This is a genomic window from Lachnoclostridium sp. An181, assembly GCF_002160325.1.
Classification (GTDB): domain Bacteria; phylum Bacillota; class Clostridia; order Lachnospirales; family Lachnospiraceae; genus An181.
This window is the reverse complement of the sequence record NZ_NFKJ01000001.1, coordinates 125,236-141,293: the sequence shown is the minus strand read 5'-3', so window position 1 is coordinate 141,293 and position 16,058 is coordinate 125,236. Positions and strand designations below refer to the sequence as shown.

At 43.0% G+C, this 16,058-nt stretch carries 18 protein-coding genes and 1 other annotated feature; of the genes, 12 read left to right on the top strand and 6 right to left on the bottom strand.

The genetic code is table 11. The features are described from left to right. Positions 1-7: 7 nt before the first annotated feature. Positions 8-1,018 (top strand): adenosine deaminase, encoded by a 1,011-nt coding sequence (add, locus tag B5F18_RS00650; RefSeq protein ID WP_087155735.1) that lies wholly within the window; start codon positions 8-10, stop codon positions 1,016-1,018. 61 nt (positions 1,019-1,079) lie between these two features. Here add and asnA read toward each other — a convergent pair whose 3' ends face one another. After that, on the bottom strand, positions 1,080-2,090 hold the full coding sequence (gene asnA, locus B5F18_RS00645; RefSeq protein WP_087155734.1) for an aspartate--ammonia ligase: 1,011 nt from the start codon (positions 2,088-2,090) through the stop codon (positions 1,080-1,082). 270 nt (positions 2,091-2,360) lie between these two features. On the opposite strand from asnA, the gene B5F18_RS12550 reads away from it, so the two are divergent. Further along, positions 2,361-2,522, top strand: coding sequence for a hypothetical protein (locus B5F18_RS12550; RefSeq protein WP_204217041.1), 162 nt, complete (start codon positions 2,361-2,363; stop codon positions 2,520-2,522). A 7-nt stretch (positions 2,523-2,529) separates the two neighbouring features. Here B5F18_RS12550 and B5F18_RS00640 read toward each other — a convergent pair whose 3' ends face one another. Continuing rightward, a complete protein-coding gene (locus B5F18_RS00640) occupies positions 2,530-2,742 on the bottom strand; it encodes a hypothetical protein (protein ID WP_087155733.1) in 213 nt (70 codons plus the stop codon). Between the two features lie 180 nt (positions 2,743-2,922). Here B5F18_RS00640 and B5F18_RS00635 point away from each other — a divergent pair, with 180 nt between their 5' ends. From B5F18_RS00635 to metA, 7 genes are all read left to right on the top strand, one after another. After that, a complete protein-coding gene (locus B5F18_RS00635) occupies positions 2,923-3,423 on the top strand; it encodes an SEC-C metal-binding domain-containing protein (RefSeq protein WP_087155732.1) in 501 nt (166 codons plus the stop codon). A 144-nt stretch (positions 3,424-3,567) separates the two neighbouring features. Then, a complete protein-coding gene (locus B5F18_RS00630) occupies positions 3,568-4,146 on the top strand; it encodes a YdcF family protein (protein ID WP_242955771.1) in 579 nt (192 codons plus the stop codon). Between the two features lie 63 nt (positions 4,147-4,209). Beyond that, positions 4,210-4,413 (top strand) — a binding site (T-box leader). Between the two features lie 91 nt (positions 4,414-4,504). Next, positions 4,505-5,173 (top strand): B3/B4 domain-containing protein, encoded by a 669-nt coding sequence (locus tag B5F18_RS00625; protein ID WP_087155730.1) that lies wholly within the window; start codon positions 4,505-4,507, stop codon positions 5,171-5,173. 27 nt (positions 5,174-5,200) lie between these two features. Next, the gene (gene thrS / locus B5F18_RS00620; RefSeq protein WP_087155729.1) at positions 5,201-7,129 is read left to right on the top strand and encodes a threonine--tRNA ligase; all 1,929 of its coding nucleotides are present in this window, start codon (positions 5,201-5,203) and stop codon (positions 7,127-7,129) included. Between the two features lie 53 nt (positions 7,130-7,182). Next, entirely contained in the window at positions 7,183-7,497 is a 315-nt protein-coding gene (locus B5F18_RS00615; RefSeq protein WP_087155728.1) for a DUF1540 domain-containing protein, read from the top strand. 158 nt (positions 7,498-7,655) lie between these two features. Beyond that, positions 7,656-8,966 (top strand): AI-2E family transporter, encoded by a 1,311-nt coding sequence (locus B5F18_RS00610; protein ID WP_087155727.1) that lies wholly within the window; start codon positions 7,656-7,658, stop codon positions 8,964-8,966. 22 nt (positions 8,967-8,988) lie between these two features. After that, complete coding sequence (gene metA / locus B5F18_RS00605; RefSeq protein ID WP_087155726.1) at positions 8,989-9,909, top strand: homoserine O-acetyltransferase MetA; 921 nt, start codon at positions 8,989-8,991, stop codon at positions 9,907-9,909. A gap of 67 nt (positions 9,910-9,976) precedes the next feature. On the opposite strand, the gene B5F18_RS00600 is transcribed toward metA, so the two are convergent. From B5F18_RS00600 to B5F18_RS00585, 4 genes are all read right to left on the bottom strand, one after another. Beyond that, positions 9,977-10,204 (bottom strand): hypothetical protein, encoded by a 228-nt coding sequence (locus B5F18_RS00600; RefSeq protein WP_087155725.1) that lies wholly within the window; start codon positions 10,202-10,204, stop codon positions 9,977-9,979. Between the two features lie 144 nt (positions 10,205-10,348). Then, complete coding sequence (locus tag B5F18_RS00595; RefSeq protein WP_087155724.1) at positions 10,349-10,684, bottom strand: helix-turn-helix domain-containing protein; 336 nt, start codon at positions 10,682-10,684, stop codon at positions 10,349-10,351. A 136-nt stretch (positions 10,685-10,820) separates the two neighbouring features. Further along, entirely contained in the window at positions 10,821-11,618 is a 798-nt protein-coding gene (locus B5F18_RS00590; RefSeq protein ID WP_087155832.1) for an ABC transporter permease, read from the bottom strand. Further along, the gene (locus tag B5F18_RS00585) at positions 11,605-12,378 is read right to left on the bottom strand and encodes an ABC transporter ATP-binding protein (RefSeq protein WP_087155723.1); all 774 of its coding nucleotides are present in this window, start codon (positions 12,376-12,378) and stop codon (positions 11,605-11,607) included. The genes B5F18_RS00590 and B5F18_RS00585 overlap by 14 nt, the downstream gene beginning before the upstream one ends. Positions 12,379-12,505: 127 nt before the next feature. Between B5F18_RS00585 and B5F18_RS00580 the strand changes: the two genes are divergently transcribed. The 3 genes from B5F18_RS00580 (at position 12,506) to argH (ending at position 16,053) form a co-directional block, all read left to right on the top strand. After that, positions 12,506-13,129: an epoxyqueuosine reductase QueH gene (locus tag B5F18_RS00580; RefSeq protein ID WP_087155722.1), complete on the top strand. Its 624-nt coding sequence runs from the start codon at positions 12,506-12,508 to the stop codon at positions 13,127-13,129. 8 nt (positions 13,130-13,137) lie between these two features. Beyond that, on the top strand, positions 13,138-14,568 hold the full coding sequence (locus B5F18_RS00575) for a phospholipase D family protein (RefSeq protein WP_087155721.1): 1,431 nt from the start codon (positions 13,138-13,140) through the stop codon (positions 14,566-14,568). A 105-nt stretch (positions 14,569-14,673) separates the two neighbouring features. After that, the gene (gene argH / locus B5F18_RS00570) at positions 14,674-16,053 is read left to right on the top strand and encodes an argininosuccinate lyase (RefSeq protein WP_087155720.1); all 1,380 of its coding nucleotides are present in this window, start codon (positions 14,674-14,676) and stop codon (positions 16,051-16,053) included. The last annotated feature ends 5 nt before the right edge of the window (positions 16,054-16,058 follow it).

Sequence of the window (16,058 nt, the reverse complement as noted above, 5' to 3'; positions counted from 1 at the left end):
TGAGAAGATGGAAAAAGAAAAAATATGGATAGAAAAAATGCCCAAAGTGGACCTGCATTGTCATCTTGACGGTTCTCTTTCTGCCCACACGATTGAACTTTTAGCAAAGATGAGGGGAATACCGCTTGTGGATGGATGGCGTGATAAGATAAGTGTCGACGATCGCTGTGCCAGCCTCACAGAATACCTGAAGTGTTTTGAACTTCCTCTTTGCTGTCTGCATTCAGAGGAGGCGTTTTTCGGTGCTGTAAAAAACCTGCTTTGCGATGCTTCAAAAGAACAGGTCATGTACATGGAAATTCGATTTGCACCGATGTTGTCGGTTACGGAAAGTCTGTCGGGAGAGGAGATTGTGGAGGCGGCTTTGGAAGGGTTAAAAAGTGCGAAAAGGGAATATGATATAGGCGGGAACCTGATCTTGTGCTGCATGAGGAACCATGGAACGAAAAAGAATGAAGAGGTCATACGCCTTGCTAAAAAATATTATGGAAGAGGTGTGTGTGCTGTGGATTTGGCAGGAGATGAATCCGCTTATCCGACGGATAGGTTTAGAGAACTTTTTGAGATTGTAAAACGTGCCGGACTGCCATGTACGATCCATGCGGGCGAGTGCGGGAGTGCTGATGAGGTACGCACCGCACTTCAAATTGGCGCTGACAGGATCGGACATGGAATTGCTATGAGGGGGAAAAGAGAACTTCAGCAGATTTGCAAAAAGAAAAGGATTGGGGTTGAACTTTGTCCAAGCAGCAATCTTCAGACAAAAGCTGTGGGAAATTTAAGAGATTATCCAATAGAAGAATTTTTAAAAGAGGGGCTTTTGGTAAGCGTTAATACGGATAACCGGACTGTCTCTGGGACAACGCTTACAGAGGAACTGTGGAAAATCCGAAAAAACTTCAAAATCAGTGCTGAAGAGTTAACACAGTATGCAGTGGATACATCGTTTGCGGAAGAAGATGAAAAGAAAACCATGCGTCAGAGATTGAGTCAGTATTGTGAAAAAACGAAAAGATAGGGAGCTAAATGTTAGCCCCCTGCTTGATGCAGAAAAATCTGCACATCTATATACAAGTGTTTTACAGAAGCTGAATGCCGTGTGCCAGGGCTTCCTTTGTCACATCGTCCGGCCAGATCGATGCCTGAACCTCTCCGATATGAGCTTTTCTCAAATAGAACATACAGATACGGGACTGGCCAATACCGCCGCCCACAGTGTATGGCAGCTCTCCGTTCAACAATGCTTTCTGGAAATCGAGTTCGCGGCGTTCCTCGCAGCCTGCAACCTTCAGCTGACGGGCTAATGCCTCCGCGTCTACGCGGATACCCATGGAAGAAAGTTCCAGAGCGTTTCCAAGGACCGGATAGTAGACAATGATATCTCCGTTTAGTGACCAGTCGTCATAGTCAGGGGCTCTGCCGTCATGCTTTTCTCCTGATGCGAGCTGTCCGCCGATCTGGGAGATGAAAACAGCTCCTTTTAATTTAGCAATCTTGTTTTCCCTTTCCTTTGGTGTACATTCCGGATACATGTCCTCCAGTTCTTGTGAAGTGATGAAAAAAATCTCATCCGGAAGGATGGGTTCTATGTAATTGTAGCGCCTGGAGATATAATTTTCAGTCTCCCGCAGAGCCGAGTATACTTTGCGCACAGTGTACTGGAGAGTTTCCATATTTCGCTCTTCCCTTGAGATGACTTTTTCCCAGTCCCACTGATCCACGTAGATAGAGTGGATGTTATCCGTATCCTCGTCGCGGCGGATAGCAGTCATATCCGTGTAGAGACCTTCGCCGGAATGAAAACCGTAGTGTTTTAAGGCCATTCTTTTCCATTTTGCAAGGGAGTGGACAATTTCTGCTGTGGCATCATCCTGCTCGCGGATGCCAAAGGAGACCGGACGTTCCACACCGTTCAAATTATCGTTAAGCCCACTTTCCGGTTTTACGAAGAGAGGAGCGGAGACGCGTGTCAGATGAAGTGATTTTGCAAGCGCGCGCTCGAAAAAGTCTTTGACTTCTTTGATGGCGACTTCCGTTTCTCTGATGGTCAATGGAGATGTGTAATGTTCAGGTATCAATAGGTGTTCCATCTTAAACACTTCCTTTCTGAAAAAATATAGTTCCTATTTTAAAGTCCAGTTTGACTTTAGTCAAGTAAAATCATAAAGACTTCGTTAGAAAATATTAAGAATGCGATTAGAAATCTTTTAGAAAACCAACATAACTCTTTCACATGTCCATGATAAGATAAATGCGAAGAGTAGGAAAAAGATGTGCAGAATATGGCATGACAAGACATATTTGCCGGGGAGTCAACATATATTAGTTAATACCGGATTACTGAAAAAGGAGGTTATATGATGCTGCATCAGGAAAATACAAATGGAAACAGGGATGTCCTTTCCATGGAAGAATATCTGCTGAAACGGAAAAAGATTCGTCTTCAGGAGGAAATGGGCAGAAGACATGTCAAAAAAGAAGAAAAAAGCTCTGCCTTTTTGTTGGCAGAACTTTATGTGTAGATAGACACTAATCGTTTTCGTTCTGATTCTTTGTGGCCAGCTTGTAGAGAAGTGTGTAGGCATATATGAGGACCGGAATCAGGATAGTCATAGCTATGGAAGCCTTAAAAAGATTCATGGATGCCGTCCGGTCAAAGAAGGCAAAGATCAGTGTGCTAAGGTACATTGCAACGAGAAGTATGACGCCGATGATGGCAAGAATTCGTTTTGTCTTTTTCATTTTGTATCATCCTTTATCAATCATTTTTGGTTACATTATAGAACGAAACGGTCAGGAAAGCCACTGAAAAATGAAAAAACGGATACAGGAAATACAACGAAAAATGTTTTGAAAAAAATAAGCTTATAGTATATAATAGCTATGGACAAAACGAAATCAAGGTAAAAGGAGTACATAGAGATGACATTATTAGAACAATGGCGCGCAACCGCCTATTCAAGAGAAATGAATAAAGCACAGCTTCAGAAATTCTGGGGAACTTATTTTGCGATCGAAAAAGAGATTTATGCTCAGCTTTTGGAAAATCCGGACGAAGAGGTGAAAGGAACATTAAAAGAGCTTGCTGAGAAATATCATCAGAAAGTCTTTACTATGGTTGGATTTCTCGATGGTATCAACGAAAGTTTGAAAGAGCCAAATCCGATTGAGACCATGGATGAAAACACGGTTGTAAGTCTTGCGTTTGATAAAGAGAAACTGTATAAAAACATGGTGGATGCAAAGGCGGACTGGCTGTATGAACTGCCACAGTGGGAAAAGATTTTTACGCCGGAAAAGAGAAAGGCATTGTATAAAGAGCAGAAGAATTCCGGTACAGTCCGCAAGGAAAAGAAAATTGGACGCAATGATCCATGTCCGTGTGGCAGTGGTAAAAAATATAAATATTGCTGCGGTAGATAAAGGATGTTTTTTGTTGTCGGTGTTTTGAGCCTGATATATTATCTTGTCCTTTGTATCTCAACGCGGAAGGCGCACTCCACATTTTCTCTGTTCTGGATCTTTCTGAGCGCAGGATGTATCTTAGGAGAGAGGATCGTGCAGTGGATGCCGTCAGGTGTAAGGAGTATGTTTGACTTTGCGGTCCTTGTTCTGGCAGTTTTATTTTTGACAGTGGAGGCAAAGCTTATCCTGGCTGCACGTGGGCGCATACCTAAAGACGTTCGCTATATTATTGTCCTGGGAGCACAGGTGAGAGGAAAGCGCGTGACAGACTCATTGAAGAGGAGGCTGGATGTTTCGTACGAATACGCGGTAGATCATCCGGATGCTGTGCTGATCGTGAGCGGAGGACAGGGGAAGGATGAAGAGGTCTCCGAGGCCAGTGCCATGAAGGAGTATCTTTTAGAGAGAGGGATTTCCTCTGATAGAATTTATATGGAAGAGTGCTCTTCCTCCACATATGAAAATTTGAAAAACAGCAAAGAGTTCATTGAGGATATGGAGGCAAAAGTGGGAATTGCCACAAACGATTTCCATGTGTTTCGGGCAATCCATCTGGCAAAAAAACTGGGATATAAAAGCGTATTCGGGATTTGTGCGGGTACAAAAGCTGTTCTGAAACCGAATTATATGGTGAGAGAATTTTTTGCCGTTTGTAAGGGAGTACTTATAGGAAAACTGTAAGAGGATTTGCGGTTGACAAACAAACTCTGGGTGATTATAATAAATGGCATGTAAGTGCATATAGAAAATGTGTTGAAGAGAAGAGTAAGCTGTGGAAGAATACAGAGAGAAGGACATTTGGTGGAAGTCCTTTATTTGGGAAACAGCTGAAGACCACCTCGAAGCGGCAGAGAACCTGCCCGGTGATTCCGTTATCGTCATAAAGAGAGGTCTGTCAAGTACAGACAAGCGGGGTGGAACCGCGAGATTATGATACTCGTCCCTTGCAGTGAAGTGATTCATTGCAGGGGATTTTTATTATATTTTGAGGAAGTATTGCGGACCTCCCTTTTCATTTCAGAAGAAAAGGAGGATGTGTATGGCAAGGGAAATCGTCATTGATGGAGCATTGAAAGAAAAGTGGCCGGACACAAGACTTGGATGTTTTCTTTACACCACAAATGTGGAGAAGAAAAATGAAGAGTTATGGAAATATCTGAAACAGAAGACATTTAAAATAGTAAGAGACCGTCTGTTTGACCTGAGTGTTAATGAATTTCCAAATATCAGGGAATCCAGGTCAGCATACAAAGCGTTTGGCAAAGACCCAAGCAGATATCGGGTATCTTCGGAGGCACTTATCCGTCGTGTTGGCCAGGGAAAAGGTCTTTATCAGGTAAATACAGTGGTGGACGCAAACAATCTGATATCTATTGAGTCTGGTTTTTCTGTCGGCTCTTATGACACAGAAAAATTGGAAGGGAATCTCATATTGCGCATTGGAATGCCAAACGAAACTTATAAAGGAATTGGCAAGGAAGAGCTCAACATTGAAGGACTTCCCCTCATCTGCGATGAAAGGGGGCCAGTGGGGAGTTCCACAAGCGACTCGGAGCGGGCGATGATAACAGAGGGATTCCGGACAATCCTTACGATGATTTATTCCTTTTCCCAAAATAAGGATTTGGAACAAGCGATGGAGTATGGAAAAGAGTATCTGGAAAAATATGCAGGTGCAAAAGATATCCGGACATGGATTGTAAAATAAAAATTTAAATATTAAGGAGAAAAACAGATGAAGATTACATTGAAAGATGGTTCTGTGAAAGAATATGAACAGAAGAAAACAGTGATTGAAATTGCAGCTGATTTAAGCGAAGGATTGGCAAGAGTGGCAACCGTTGGAAGAATCAATGGGGAACTGGTTGATTTGAGGACAGAAGTATGCGAGGATTGTGAACTTCAGATTTTAACTTTCCAGGATGAGGATGGAAAAGGAGCATTTCGTCACACTGCATCTCACATTATGGCACAGGCGGTCAAGAGACTGTATCCGGAGACAAAGCTTGCAATCGGACCGTCAGTTGCAGACGGATTCTACTATGATGTGGACAGGGACACTCCGTTTACAACAGAAGACTTGGAAAAAATTGAGAAGGAGATGAAAAAAATCGTAAAAGAGGCTCTTCCGATCGAAAGATTTACAAAGTCAAGGGAAGAGGCCATTGCCTTTATGAAAGAAAGACAGGAACCTTATAAAGTGGAGCTCATCGAAGATTTACCGGAAGGAGAAGAGATCAGTTTTTACAAGCAGGGCGAATTTGTGGATTTGTGTGCAGGTCCGCATCTGATGAACACAAAGGCAGTAAAAGCTTTCAAGCTTACAAGTCTTGCAGGAGCTTACTGGAGAGGCAGTGAGAAGAATAAGATGCTGACAAGAATTTACGGTACTGCATATCCGAAGAAGGCTGAGTTGGATGAATATCTCGTGAGGCTGGAGGAGGCAAAGAAAAGGGATCACAGAAAGCTTGGCAAAGAGCTTGGGCTGTTCATGATGCGGGAGGAAGGCCCGGGATTCCCGTTTTTCCTTCCAAAAGGGATGGTTCTGCGCAATACGCTTCTGGATTACTGGAGAGAGCTTCATAAAAAACATGGGTATGTGGAGATTTCCACTCCGATCATCCTGAACAGAAAACTTTGGGAAACATCCGGACACTGGGGACATTACAAAGACAATATGTACACCACTGTCATTGATGAGGAAGATTATGCGATCAAGCCGATGAACTGTCCGGGAGGAATGCTCGTATACCAGAGTGAGCCGCGTTCTTATCGCGATCTGCCGATGCGCATCGGTGAGCTTGGACTTGTACACCGCCATGAAAAATCCGGAGCACTTCATGGACTGTTCCGCGTACGATGCTTTACACAGGACGATGCCCATATTTTCATGACTCCGGAACAGATCAAAGAGGAAATCAAAGGTGTTACAGGGCTCATTGATGAAGTGTACAGTCTGTTTGGATTTAAATACCATGTGGAATTGTCCACACGTCCGGAGGACAGCATGGGCAGCGATGAGGACTGGGAAATTGCAACAGAAGGTTTAAAAGGTGCTCTTGACGAGATGGGCATGGACTATGTCATCAATGAAGGAGACGGGGCATTTTACGGACCAAAGATCGATTTCCATTTGGAGGATTCTATTGGCAGAACATGGCAGTGCGGAACGATTCAGCTGGATATGCAGTTGCCGCTTAGATTTGAGGCGGAGTATATTGGAGCAGATGGTGAAAAACACCGCCCGATCATGATCCACCGCGTTGCATTTGGTTCTATTGAGCGTTTTATCGGAATTTTGATCGAGCATTTTGCAGGAGCATTCCCGACATGGCTTGCGCCGGTGCAGGTAAAAGTGCTTCCGATTTCAGATAAGTTTGCAGATTACGGGGAAAAAGTGTTAAAACAGCTCGATCAGGCCGGTATCCGAGCTGAGATCGATCTGCGCGCAGAAAAGATTGGATATAAGATCAGGGAGGCACAGCTGAACAAGATTCCTTATATGGTTGTCGTAGGGGCAAAGGAAGAGGAAGAGGGCCTGGTTGCCGTGCGCAGCAGATTTGAAGGAGATGAAGGACAGAAAGACCTTGGACAATTTATCGATAGTATAAAAAAAGAAATTGACGAAAAACTTGTGCGTGAAACAAAAGCAAAAGAGGAATAAAATCAAAAGAGCAGGGCATGCTATTTCTGAATATGAAAAAGGAGGAAATGACAATGCCTGAGTTAAAATGTACAGTACAGACTTGTATGCACAACAAACAGTTTTACTGTGATTTGGATTCCATCTGTGTTCAGGGAGACGATGCAAAAAAAGCTGCGGAGACATGCTGTGGCAGTTTTGTTGAGAGAAAAGGGGACGTACAGAGCAATGTGACCGGGGAGGCATCCCCATGTGCAAGCATTGACTGTAAAGCCACAGAATGTATGTACAATAAAGAATGCAGATGCGAAGCAGGAAAGATCAGCGTGGAAGGCAGCAGCGCCTGTCAATGTGGGGACACGGAGTGTGCAAGCTTTCAGTGCAGATAGGTACGACAAACAGAGGCGGATGCTGCCGGCATCCGTCTTTTTGATGTACAAATCCTGCACATGGAGCGCTGGGAGCAAAGGCTTCCCGGGGTTGACGAAGAGAATTGCGGGGTTGTATAATAAGCAATATGTCTTGCTTGAGAAGAAAGGAGGGTATCATGAAAAATCAGGAAAAGAACGAGAATAATAAACTGGGATTTTATGATACCGGTCAGAAAATGGACAGGAAGTCCTCCTCAATACTAAGAAAACATTTCAGCAGAGGAATGACCGCCTTCCTTGTCGTTGCCGCCAGCGTGCTTTTCTATTTTATGCTTTTGAGACTGCCGGTGATTTCGGATATTCTCTGGAAGATATTTGACGTGTCAAAACCTGTGATCTACGGACTTGTGATCGCGTATCTTATCAATCCTCTTGTGAAGGTTATGGAATCCTGGTTCTATCCAGTCATGGAGGACAGGCTTGCCAGTAAAGAAAAGGCAAAAAAGATTTCCAGAGCTCTTGGGATTTTTCTTGCGCTTATCCTGACGGTGGCCGCACTGGTGATGCTTCTGAATATGGTGATCCCTGAACTGTACCGCAGTGTCAGAGATATGGTCTTCACCTTGCCGGGACAAATTGGTGATTGGGCAGACAAACTGGATAAGATGCAGACAGATGAGACGACAACCGGGATGTTTATCAAAAATGTGCTCAATGAAGGTGCGGATATGCTGCAGAATTGGCTGAAGACAGATTTATTAAGACAGACAAATATCCTGATGTCCAATCTGACGGTCGGTGTCCTCAATCTTCTTCGGGAAATCATGAATATTTTAATAGGAGTCATTGTCTCGGTCTATGTTCTGTTTAGCAGGGAATTGTTTCTTGCGCAGTCAAAGAAATGTATTTATGCGTTGTTTTCTCCGAGACATGCAAATATATTCATTCATCTTACAAGAAAGAGCAATGAAATTTTTGGAGGTTTTATTATCGGGAAGATCATCGATTCCCTGATCATCGGAATTCTTTGTTTTATTGGTTTGAGTATTTTAAATATGCCGTATACTGTGCTGGTGAGCGTGATCGTGGGAGTGACGAATGTGATTCCGTTTTTCGGACCTTACATAGGAGCGATTCCAAGCGCAGTACTCATTATTTTGAATGATCCCGTAAAAGGACTGTATTTTATTATTTTCATTCTCATCCTTCAGCAGCTGGATGGAAATGTGATCGGTCCGAAAATCTTGGGAGATTCCACCGGGCTGTCTGCATTCTGGGTGGTGTTTTCCATTCTGCTTGGAGGGGGACTGTTCGGATTTGCAGGAATGGTCATGGGGGTTCCTACATTTGCGGTGATCTACTATATAATCGAAACATGGCTGGATGATAGGCTCGGCGTCAAAAAACTGCCCACAGAGACAAAAGAATATCAGGAGGGCGGGAGAGTGACCGACGAGGGTATTTACGTAAACGACGAAAAAATATAGGAAAGAGAAAAGGAGAATTGAAATGCCAATCAGAGTGCAAAATGATTTGCCGGTAAGAGAGATACTGGAAAAAGAAAATATATTTGTGATGGATGAGCACAGGGCGACGCATCAGGATATCCGACCGATCAAAATCGGACTTTTGAATCTGATGCCTCTGAAAGAAGATACAGAGCTGCAGATTCTGCGCTCTCTGTCCAATACCCCTCTCCAAGTTGACGTGATTTTTGTGAATATGTCAAGTCACGAATCTAAGAACACATCTATCAGTCATTTGAATAAGTTTTATGTGCCGTTTGAGAAAATCAGTCAGGAGAGATTTGATGGTTTCATTATCACCGGTGCGCCGGTGGAGCTGCTGGAGTTTGAGAAAGTGGATTACTGGCAGGAGCTGACAAGGATCATGGAATGGACAAAAACTAATGTCACATCCACATTTCACATCTGCTGGGGAGCTCAGGCAGCACTTTATTATCATTATGGGATTCAGAAAGAAGTTTTGCCAAAGAAACTCTTTGGATTATTTGAGCACAAAGTGCAAAACAGAAGGATTCCACTTGTGCGAGGATTTGACGATGTGTTTCTGGCACCGCACTCCAGGCACACAACGGTTTCAAAAGAGAAGATTGAAGAAGTAAAAGACATTATGATCCTTGCTGAATCAAAGGAGGCAGGCGTGTTCCTTGCCATGGCAAAAGAGGGCAGGCAGATTTTTGTCATGGGACATCCGGAATATGACAGGATGACTTTACACAATGAATATATGAGGGATAAAGGAAAGCGGGACGATGTAGAGATGCCAAAGAATTATTATCCGGGTGATGACGAGACACAAAAGCCATTGCTTCGCTGGAGAGCGCATGCGAACAACCTCTACACGAACTGGCTGAATTATTATGTATATCAGACAACCCCGTATGATCTGGAAGGAACCCCGTTTTAGATTTCAAAAATAAAAGGAAGATACCCGGAGAGAATCTCTCCTGACAGTATCTTCCTTATTTGCATTTTTAATCTTCTTCCAAAAGTCCCATGTTTAAAAGAGCATCGTAAATGAGCTGGGAAGATGCATGGAAAGAAACGGAAAGTGCAATTCCGGACATTTTTGCCATGCGTTCTTCCGGACTTTCCTTTCCGGAGAGAACCTGTGCGAAAGATTTTTCGAGTTCTGCAAGTGCTTCCTGTTTTGCTCTGTTTACAAGTGCAGGATATAATTTTTGAAATTCTGATTTTTTCATAATTGATAACTACCTCCCTGATAAGCAGCCGCTGAATTTTCGGCACATGATAAGTTCTATTATAAAGGTTCTAAAAAGGAAATCAAGGAAATGAGCGTGATTTTTTTATATTTATGAATGAATATAAAGATAGGGAGGATGACCTTAGGCATCATCCTCCCTTACATATTTTTCCATCAGAGAATCAAAATCAGAACGGACATCCGGAGGCAGAAGACGGTACATCCGCATATGCTCCAGCTCTTGGGTGTTTAAATCCGTTTCATTGAAGGTGTCGTATTTTCTCGGGCAGTCTGTATACTCGATAAGATAGTCTACAGAGGTATCAAAAAAATCGGCAATATTTTTTAAAATTTCAATTCCCGGTTCAGACAAATCGTTTTCATATTTATAGATGGATTGCTGACTTAAATGCAGTTGGTCTGCCAGCCGCTGTTGGCTCAAACCGCGCGCCAGCCGCAAGTCTTTCAAATTCTTCATATTTCTGTCCACTCCCTACTGTATATATTGTATCAGTTATAGGAAAATATGAGTATAACAAAATTAGATTTTAAATTAACAACTGATAGTAGCCAAATAAACGGGAAATTGTTAAAATTTTCCATATATTACCATATTAAAATTTCTTTTTGCACCATTTTTCCAGGATGGAGATGAGCTGATACAACACCATGGCAATGATACATAGGATGATAATGGACATGATCAGCCAATCGAGTTTAAATACCTGGGAAGAGTAGATGATGAGATAACCAAGTCCCTGTCTGGCCCCGATGAATTCACCGATGATCACTCCCACAAGGCACAGTCCAATATTGACCTTCATACTGCTTATGATAGAAGGAACGGAGGCCGGCAGGATGACCTTTGTCATGGCATGCCCGCGGTTTCCGCCAAGAGTGTAGATTAATTTGATTTTTTCTTTGCTGATCCTCTGGAAACTTGTGTAAAGATTTAAAATACTTCCAAACACTGCCACAGACATTCCGGCTACGATGATGGTCGTTGTGTTTGCTCCGAGCCATACGATCAGAAGAGGGGCGAGAGCAGATTTTGGAAGACTGTTAAGGACAACCAGGTATGGTTCCAGAATCTCGGATAGTTTTGGAAAAAACCACAAAATGGTGGCTGCCAAAATGCTGAAGATGATGACAAGGGCAAAACTGATGAGAGTTTCATACAAGGTGACGCCGATGTGGAGAAAAATACTCTTATCCTCCACCATAGACCAAAAACAAAGCGCTATTTTTCTCGGACTGCTGAAGATGAAGGAATCGATCATTCCGGTCATGGCAGCGAATTCCCACAACCCAAGAAAAAGAACCAGGATCAGACACCTGCATATCCGTACAATGAAACGATGTCTTCGCAGACTTTTCAGGTAATGTTTGTGGGTGTTGCTAATCACTTCCATCATCGTTCAGCTCCTTCCAGATTTGATTAAAATAATACTTGAATTCAGGGGCATTCCTCCGGTTCAGCGGTGTATCGTTGTCAAGGTCAAAGAAGACCGGAATGGTCTGGCGGATGATGGCCGGTCTTTTTGTCAGTACAATGACGCGGTCTGCAAGACTGACGGCCTCTGACAAATCATGTGTGACCAGAATGGCAGTCCTCTTTTCCCTGCGTATAATCTGCCCGATATCATCGCCGACGGACAGTCTTGTCTGATAGTCAAGTGCAGAAAAAGGTTCATCCAGAAGAAGGAGTTCAGGCTCCAGGATCAAGGTGCGGATCAAGGCAGCTCTTTGTCGCATACCTCCGGAAAGTTCAGACGGCCTGGAATTTTCAAATTGCTCCAGACCGTAAGTTTTCAAAAGGTCTTTTGCATACTGTTTTGTTTTTGCTGTTAGCATATGCTGGATTTCCAGACCGAGCAACACATTGTGGTAGATGTTGCGCCACTCGAAGAGCTGGTCCTGCTGAAGCATATAGCCGATATTGGTAGAGCTTTCTTTTAAAGGTCTGCCATTAAAAAAAATATCGCCGGATTCAGCTGGTATCAATCCGGCAATGACCGACAAAAGTGTGGATTTGCCGCATCCGGACGGTCCCACGATAGCGGTGAATTCTCCTGGCGCAACTGAAAATGTGATGTTTTTAAGAGCAGCGGTTTCGCCTTCCGGGGTATGGTAAGAATAGGACACATGTTTTAATTCCAACAGTGGTTCCATGGAAAGCCTCCGTTTCTTGTTTTGGTATCTACATCTAGTTTATGAAAATATAAGAAAAGTGTGCTTGCTGTGTATGTACAGGGAGGGGTATAATAGAATAAGTTTACATAAAGGAGAACCCTGGAATATGAATTACCAGAAAGAATTGGAAAAACTACTTGATAATATAAGAAAAGAGGACAGAGTGCCAAGCCTTCTGCTGCACAGCTGCTGTGCGCCTTGCAGCAGTTATGTGCTGGAATATCTATCCCAGTATTTCCGGATAACCGTATTTTACTACAATCCCAATATTTTTCCGGAAAGCGAATATACAAAACGGATTTTAGAGCAACAGACTTTGATCGAGAGTATGAAGGTGAAACATCCCATATCATTTATTGCAGGAAACTATGACAGAGAAAAGTTTATGGAAATTTCCAGAGGGCTGGAGCAGGCAAAAGAAGGCGGCGAGCGGTGTTTCCGCTGTTATGAACTGAGACTAAGACAGGCCGGAGAGATAGCAAAAGAATGTGGTATGGATTATTTTACGACTACATTGAGCATCAGTCCTATGAAAAATGCTCAGAAACTCAATGAAATTGGACAGAAGATAGCGAATGAACTTGCAATTGCCTATCTTCCGTCTGATTTCAAGAAGAAAAACGGATACAAGCGCTCGATTGAACTCTCAAAAGAGTACGGACTTTATCGGCAGGATTACTGTGGGTGCGAGTTCTCATACCGCGACAGGATGAAGGAAATAAAAAAATAGGAGGAAAGATGAAAAGACATTTCAAAAGACAGTGGTATTTATATGTAATTTTTGTGATAGTGCTTTATCTCGCGGGCGCCATGATTCCATTTGCAAGATATCGAAAGATTACGAATGTGGAGTCGTTTGATCTTTCTTCTTTTGCTGCCCAAGAGGGAGTAAAAGACAGGGCAATGCTGCTGGAGACCAATCAGAGTGCCTGGGATGAACGAATCCGCCTTTTGAATATGGCAAAGAAAAGGATCATCATTTCCACTTTTGACATGAGGCCAGGACAGAGTACAAAAGACATAATGGCAGTTCTGCAGGAAAAGGCCAAGGAAGACGTGAAAATCAGTATTCTTGTGGATGGAATCAGCGGATTTTTGCGCATGGAAGGGGAGGAACTTTTCTATGCGCTTTCTTCCTATCCAAACGTGGAAATGAAGATATACAATCCGATCAATCTGGCAATGCCGTGGAAATTGCAGGGAAGAATGCATGATAAATATGTGATCGTGGATGATATCGGATATATTCTCGGCGGAAGGAATATGTTCGATTATTTTATCGGTGAGTACAAGGCAAAGAGTAAAAGCCATGACAGGGAAGTGCTGATCTACAATGAAAATCACGGACAGCCTAAGAACAAAAGTTCCCTCTATGAGGTGGAGTCATATTTTGATGAAGTGTGGAATATGGAGGAGTGCAAACTTTTTCATGATGACAGCGACCTTGCAGAAGAAAAGGAAGTTAAAGCCATGCGAAAAGAGCTGGAGGAACGGTACGACAAAATAAAAAAAGAGCATCCGCACTTGTTTGAAGAGTCGAACTATTATAAAAACAAAACATATGAAACAGATGGAATCAAACTTGTTGCCAATCCTACAGGGATTTACGGGAAAGAGCCAAAAGTGTTCGCGAATCTTTGTGATCTGATGAAACAGGCAAAAGAAAGTGTACAGATTCACACACCGTATATTGTCTGTAATGACTATATGTACCAACAATTAAAAGAGGTGAAGTCGTCTGTGCCAAAGGCAGAGATTGTCATAAATTCCGTGGAAAATGGAGACAATTTTGTGGCATCGAGCGATTACCTTTGGAATAAAAAGGATGTTGTAGGGACGGGAATGCAGATTTATGAGTATGATGGAGGAACCTCCATGCATGGAAAAAGTATGGTCATCGACTCAGAGATTTCCATCGTGGGCTCTTACAATATGGATCTGCGCAGCACTTATATGGACACAGAAGTAATGCTTGTGGTAAAAAGCAAAAGGCTGGCAAATGAGCTGGAAGGACATATGGAAGAGTTTAAACATGACAGCAGAAAAGTGGTCAATGAGAAAGAGTATGAGGTCCCAGAGCATGTTGAGGTTGAGAACATCCCGTTTTTAAAAAAAGCAGCGATGTATATTGTGGGTCTTTTGCTACAGCCGTTTCGATATGTTGTGTAGGGGTGGAATTTTGCATTTTTGTAAATTAAAGCGATAAAATCTGGACAATGGGAAATGGGTATGCTAAACTAAGATTCGTACATTTTTGAGAAAAGAGGAGTTGCCATGGCACAGTTATGGGGCGGCCGTTTTACGAAAGAGACGGATAAGCTTGTCTATCAGTTCAACGCATCGATTTCTTTTGATCAGAAGTTCTACGAGCAGGACATCAGGGGCAGCAAAGCACATGTAAAGATGCTTGCAAAACAAAAGATTTTGACAAAAGAGGAAGAACAGGCGATTCTGGATGGTCTGGATGGAATTGCAGAGGACGTAAAGACAGGAAAACTGACGATCACAGAACAGTATGAAGACATTCACAGTTTTGTGGAGGCAGTGTTGATAGAAAGGATCGGGGAGCCTGGAAAGAAACTTCACACAGGAAGAAGCAGAAATGACCAGGTTGCCCTGGATATGAAATTATATACAAGAGACGAGATTAAAGAGATTGACTGCCTTTTAAAGAGAATGCTTGAAGTTCTTTTAAGACTGATGAAGGAGCATATAAAAACGTATATGCCAGGTTTCACGCACCTGCAGAAGGCACAGCCGATCACGCTGGCGCACCACCTTGGAGCTTATTTTGAGATGTTCAAAAGAGACAGAGGAAGGATGTCCGATATTTATGAACGGATGAATTACTGTCCTTTGGGATCAGGTGCTCTTGCAGGAACAACCTATCCTCTGGACAGAACATACACTGCAGAACTTCTTGAGTTTGCGGGACCAACGCTTAACAGTATGGATTCAGTCTCGGACAGGGATTATCTGATCGAACTTTTGAGTGCGTTATCCACGGTGATGATGCATCTGAGCCGGTTTTCAGAGGAAGTCATTATCTGGAATTCCAATGAATATCAATTTGTGGAGATTGACGATGCCTACAGTACAGGCAGCAGTATCATGCCTCAGAAAAAAAATCCCGATATCGCAGAACTGGTGAGAGGCAAGACCGGGCGCGTCTACGGAGCACTGACATCTTTGCTCACTACGATGAAAGGAATTCCGCTTGCATACAACAAAGATATGCAGGAGGATAAAGAGTTTGTATTTGACGCCATTGATACAGTGAAAGGATGCTTGTCTCTGTTCACGGGCATGCTGGAGACGATGAAATTTCAAAAAGATGTTATGGCCGACAGTGCAAAGAACGGGTTTACGAACGCAACGGATGCGGCGGACTATCTTGTCAACCGCGGAGTCCCATTTCGGGATGCCCATGGGATCATCGGACGTCTTGTTTTGTACTGTATAGAAGAGGGAAAGGCGATCGAGGAGCTTGGAATGAGTGAATTCAAAGAGATCTCCCCTGTTTTTGAGGAAGATATCTATGAAGCAGTGAGCCTGGAAACTTGTGTGGATAAACGCAATACCATCGGTGCTCCGGGAGAAGAGGCCATGGAATATGTGATAAAAATAGAACAAGAATATCTGAAGAAAAATTAAAATAA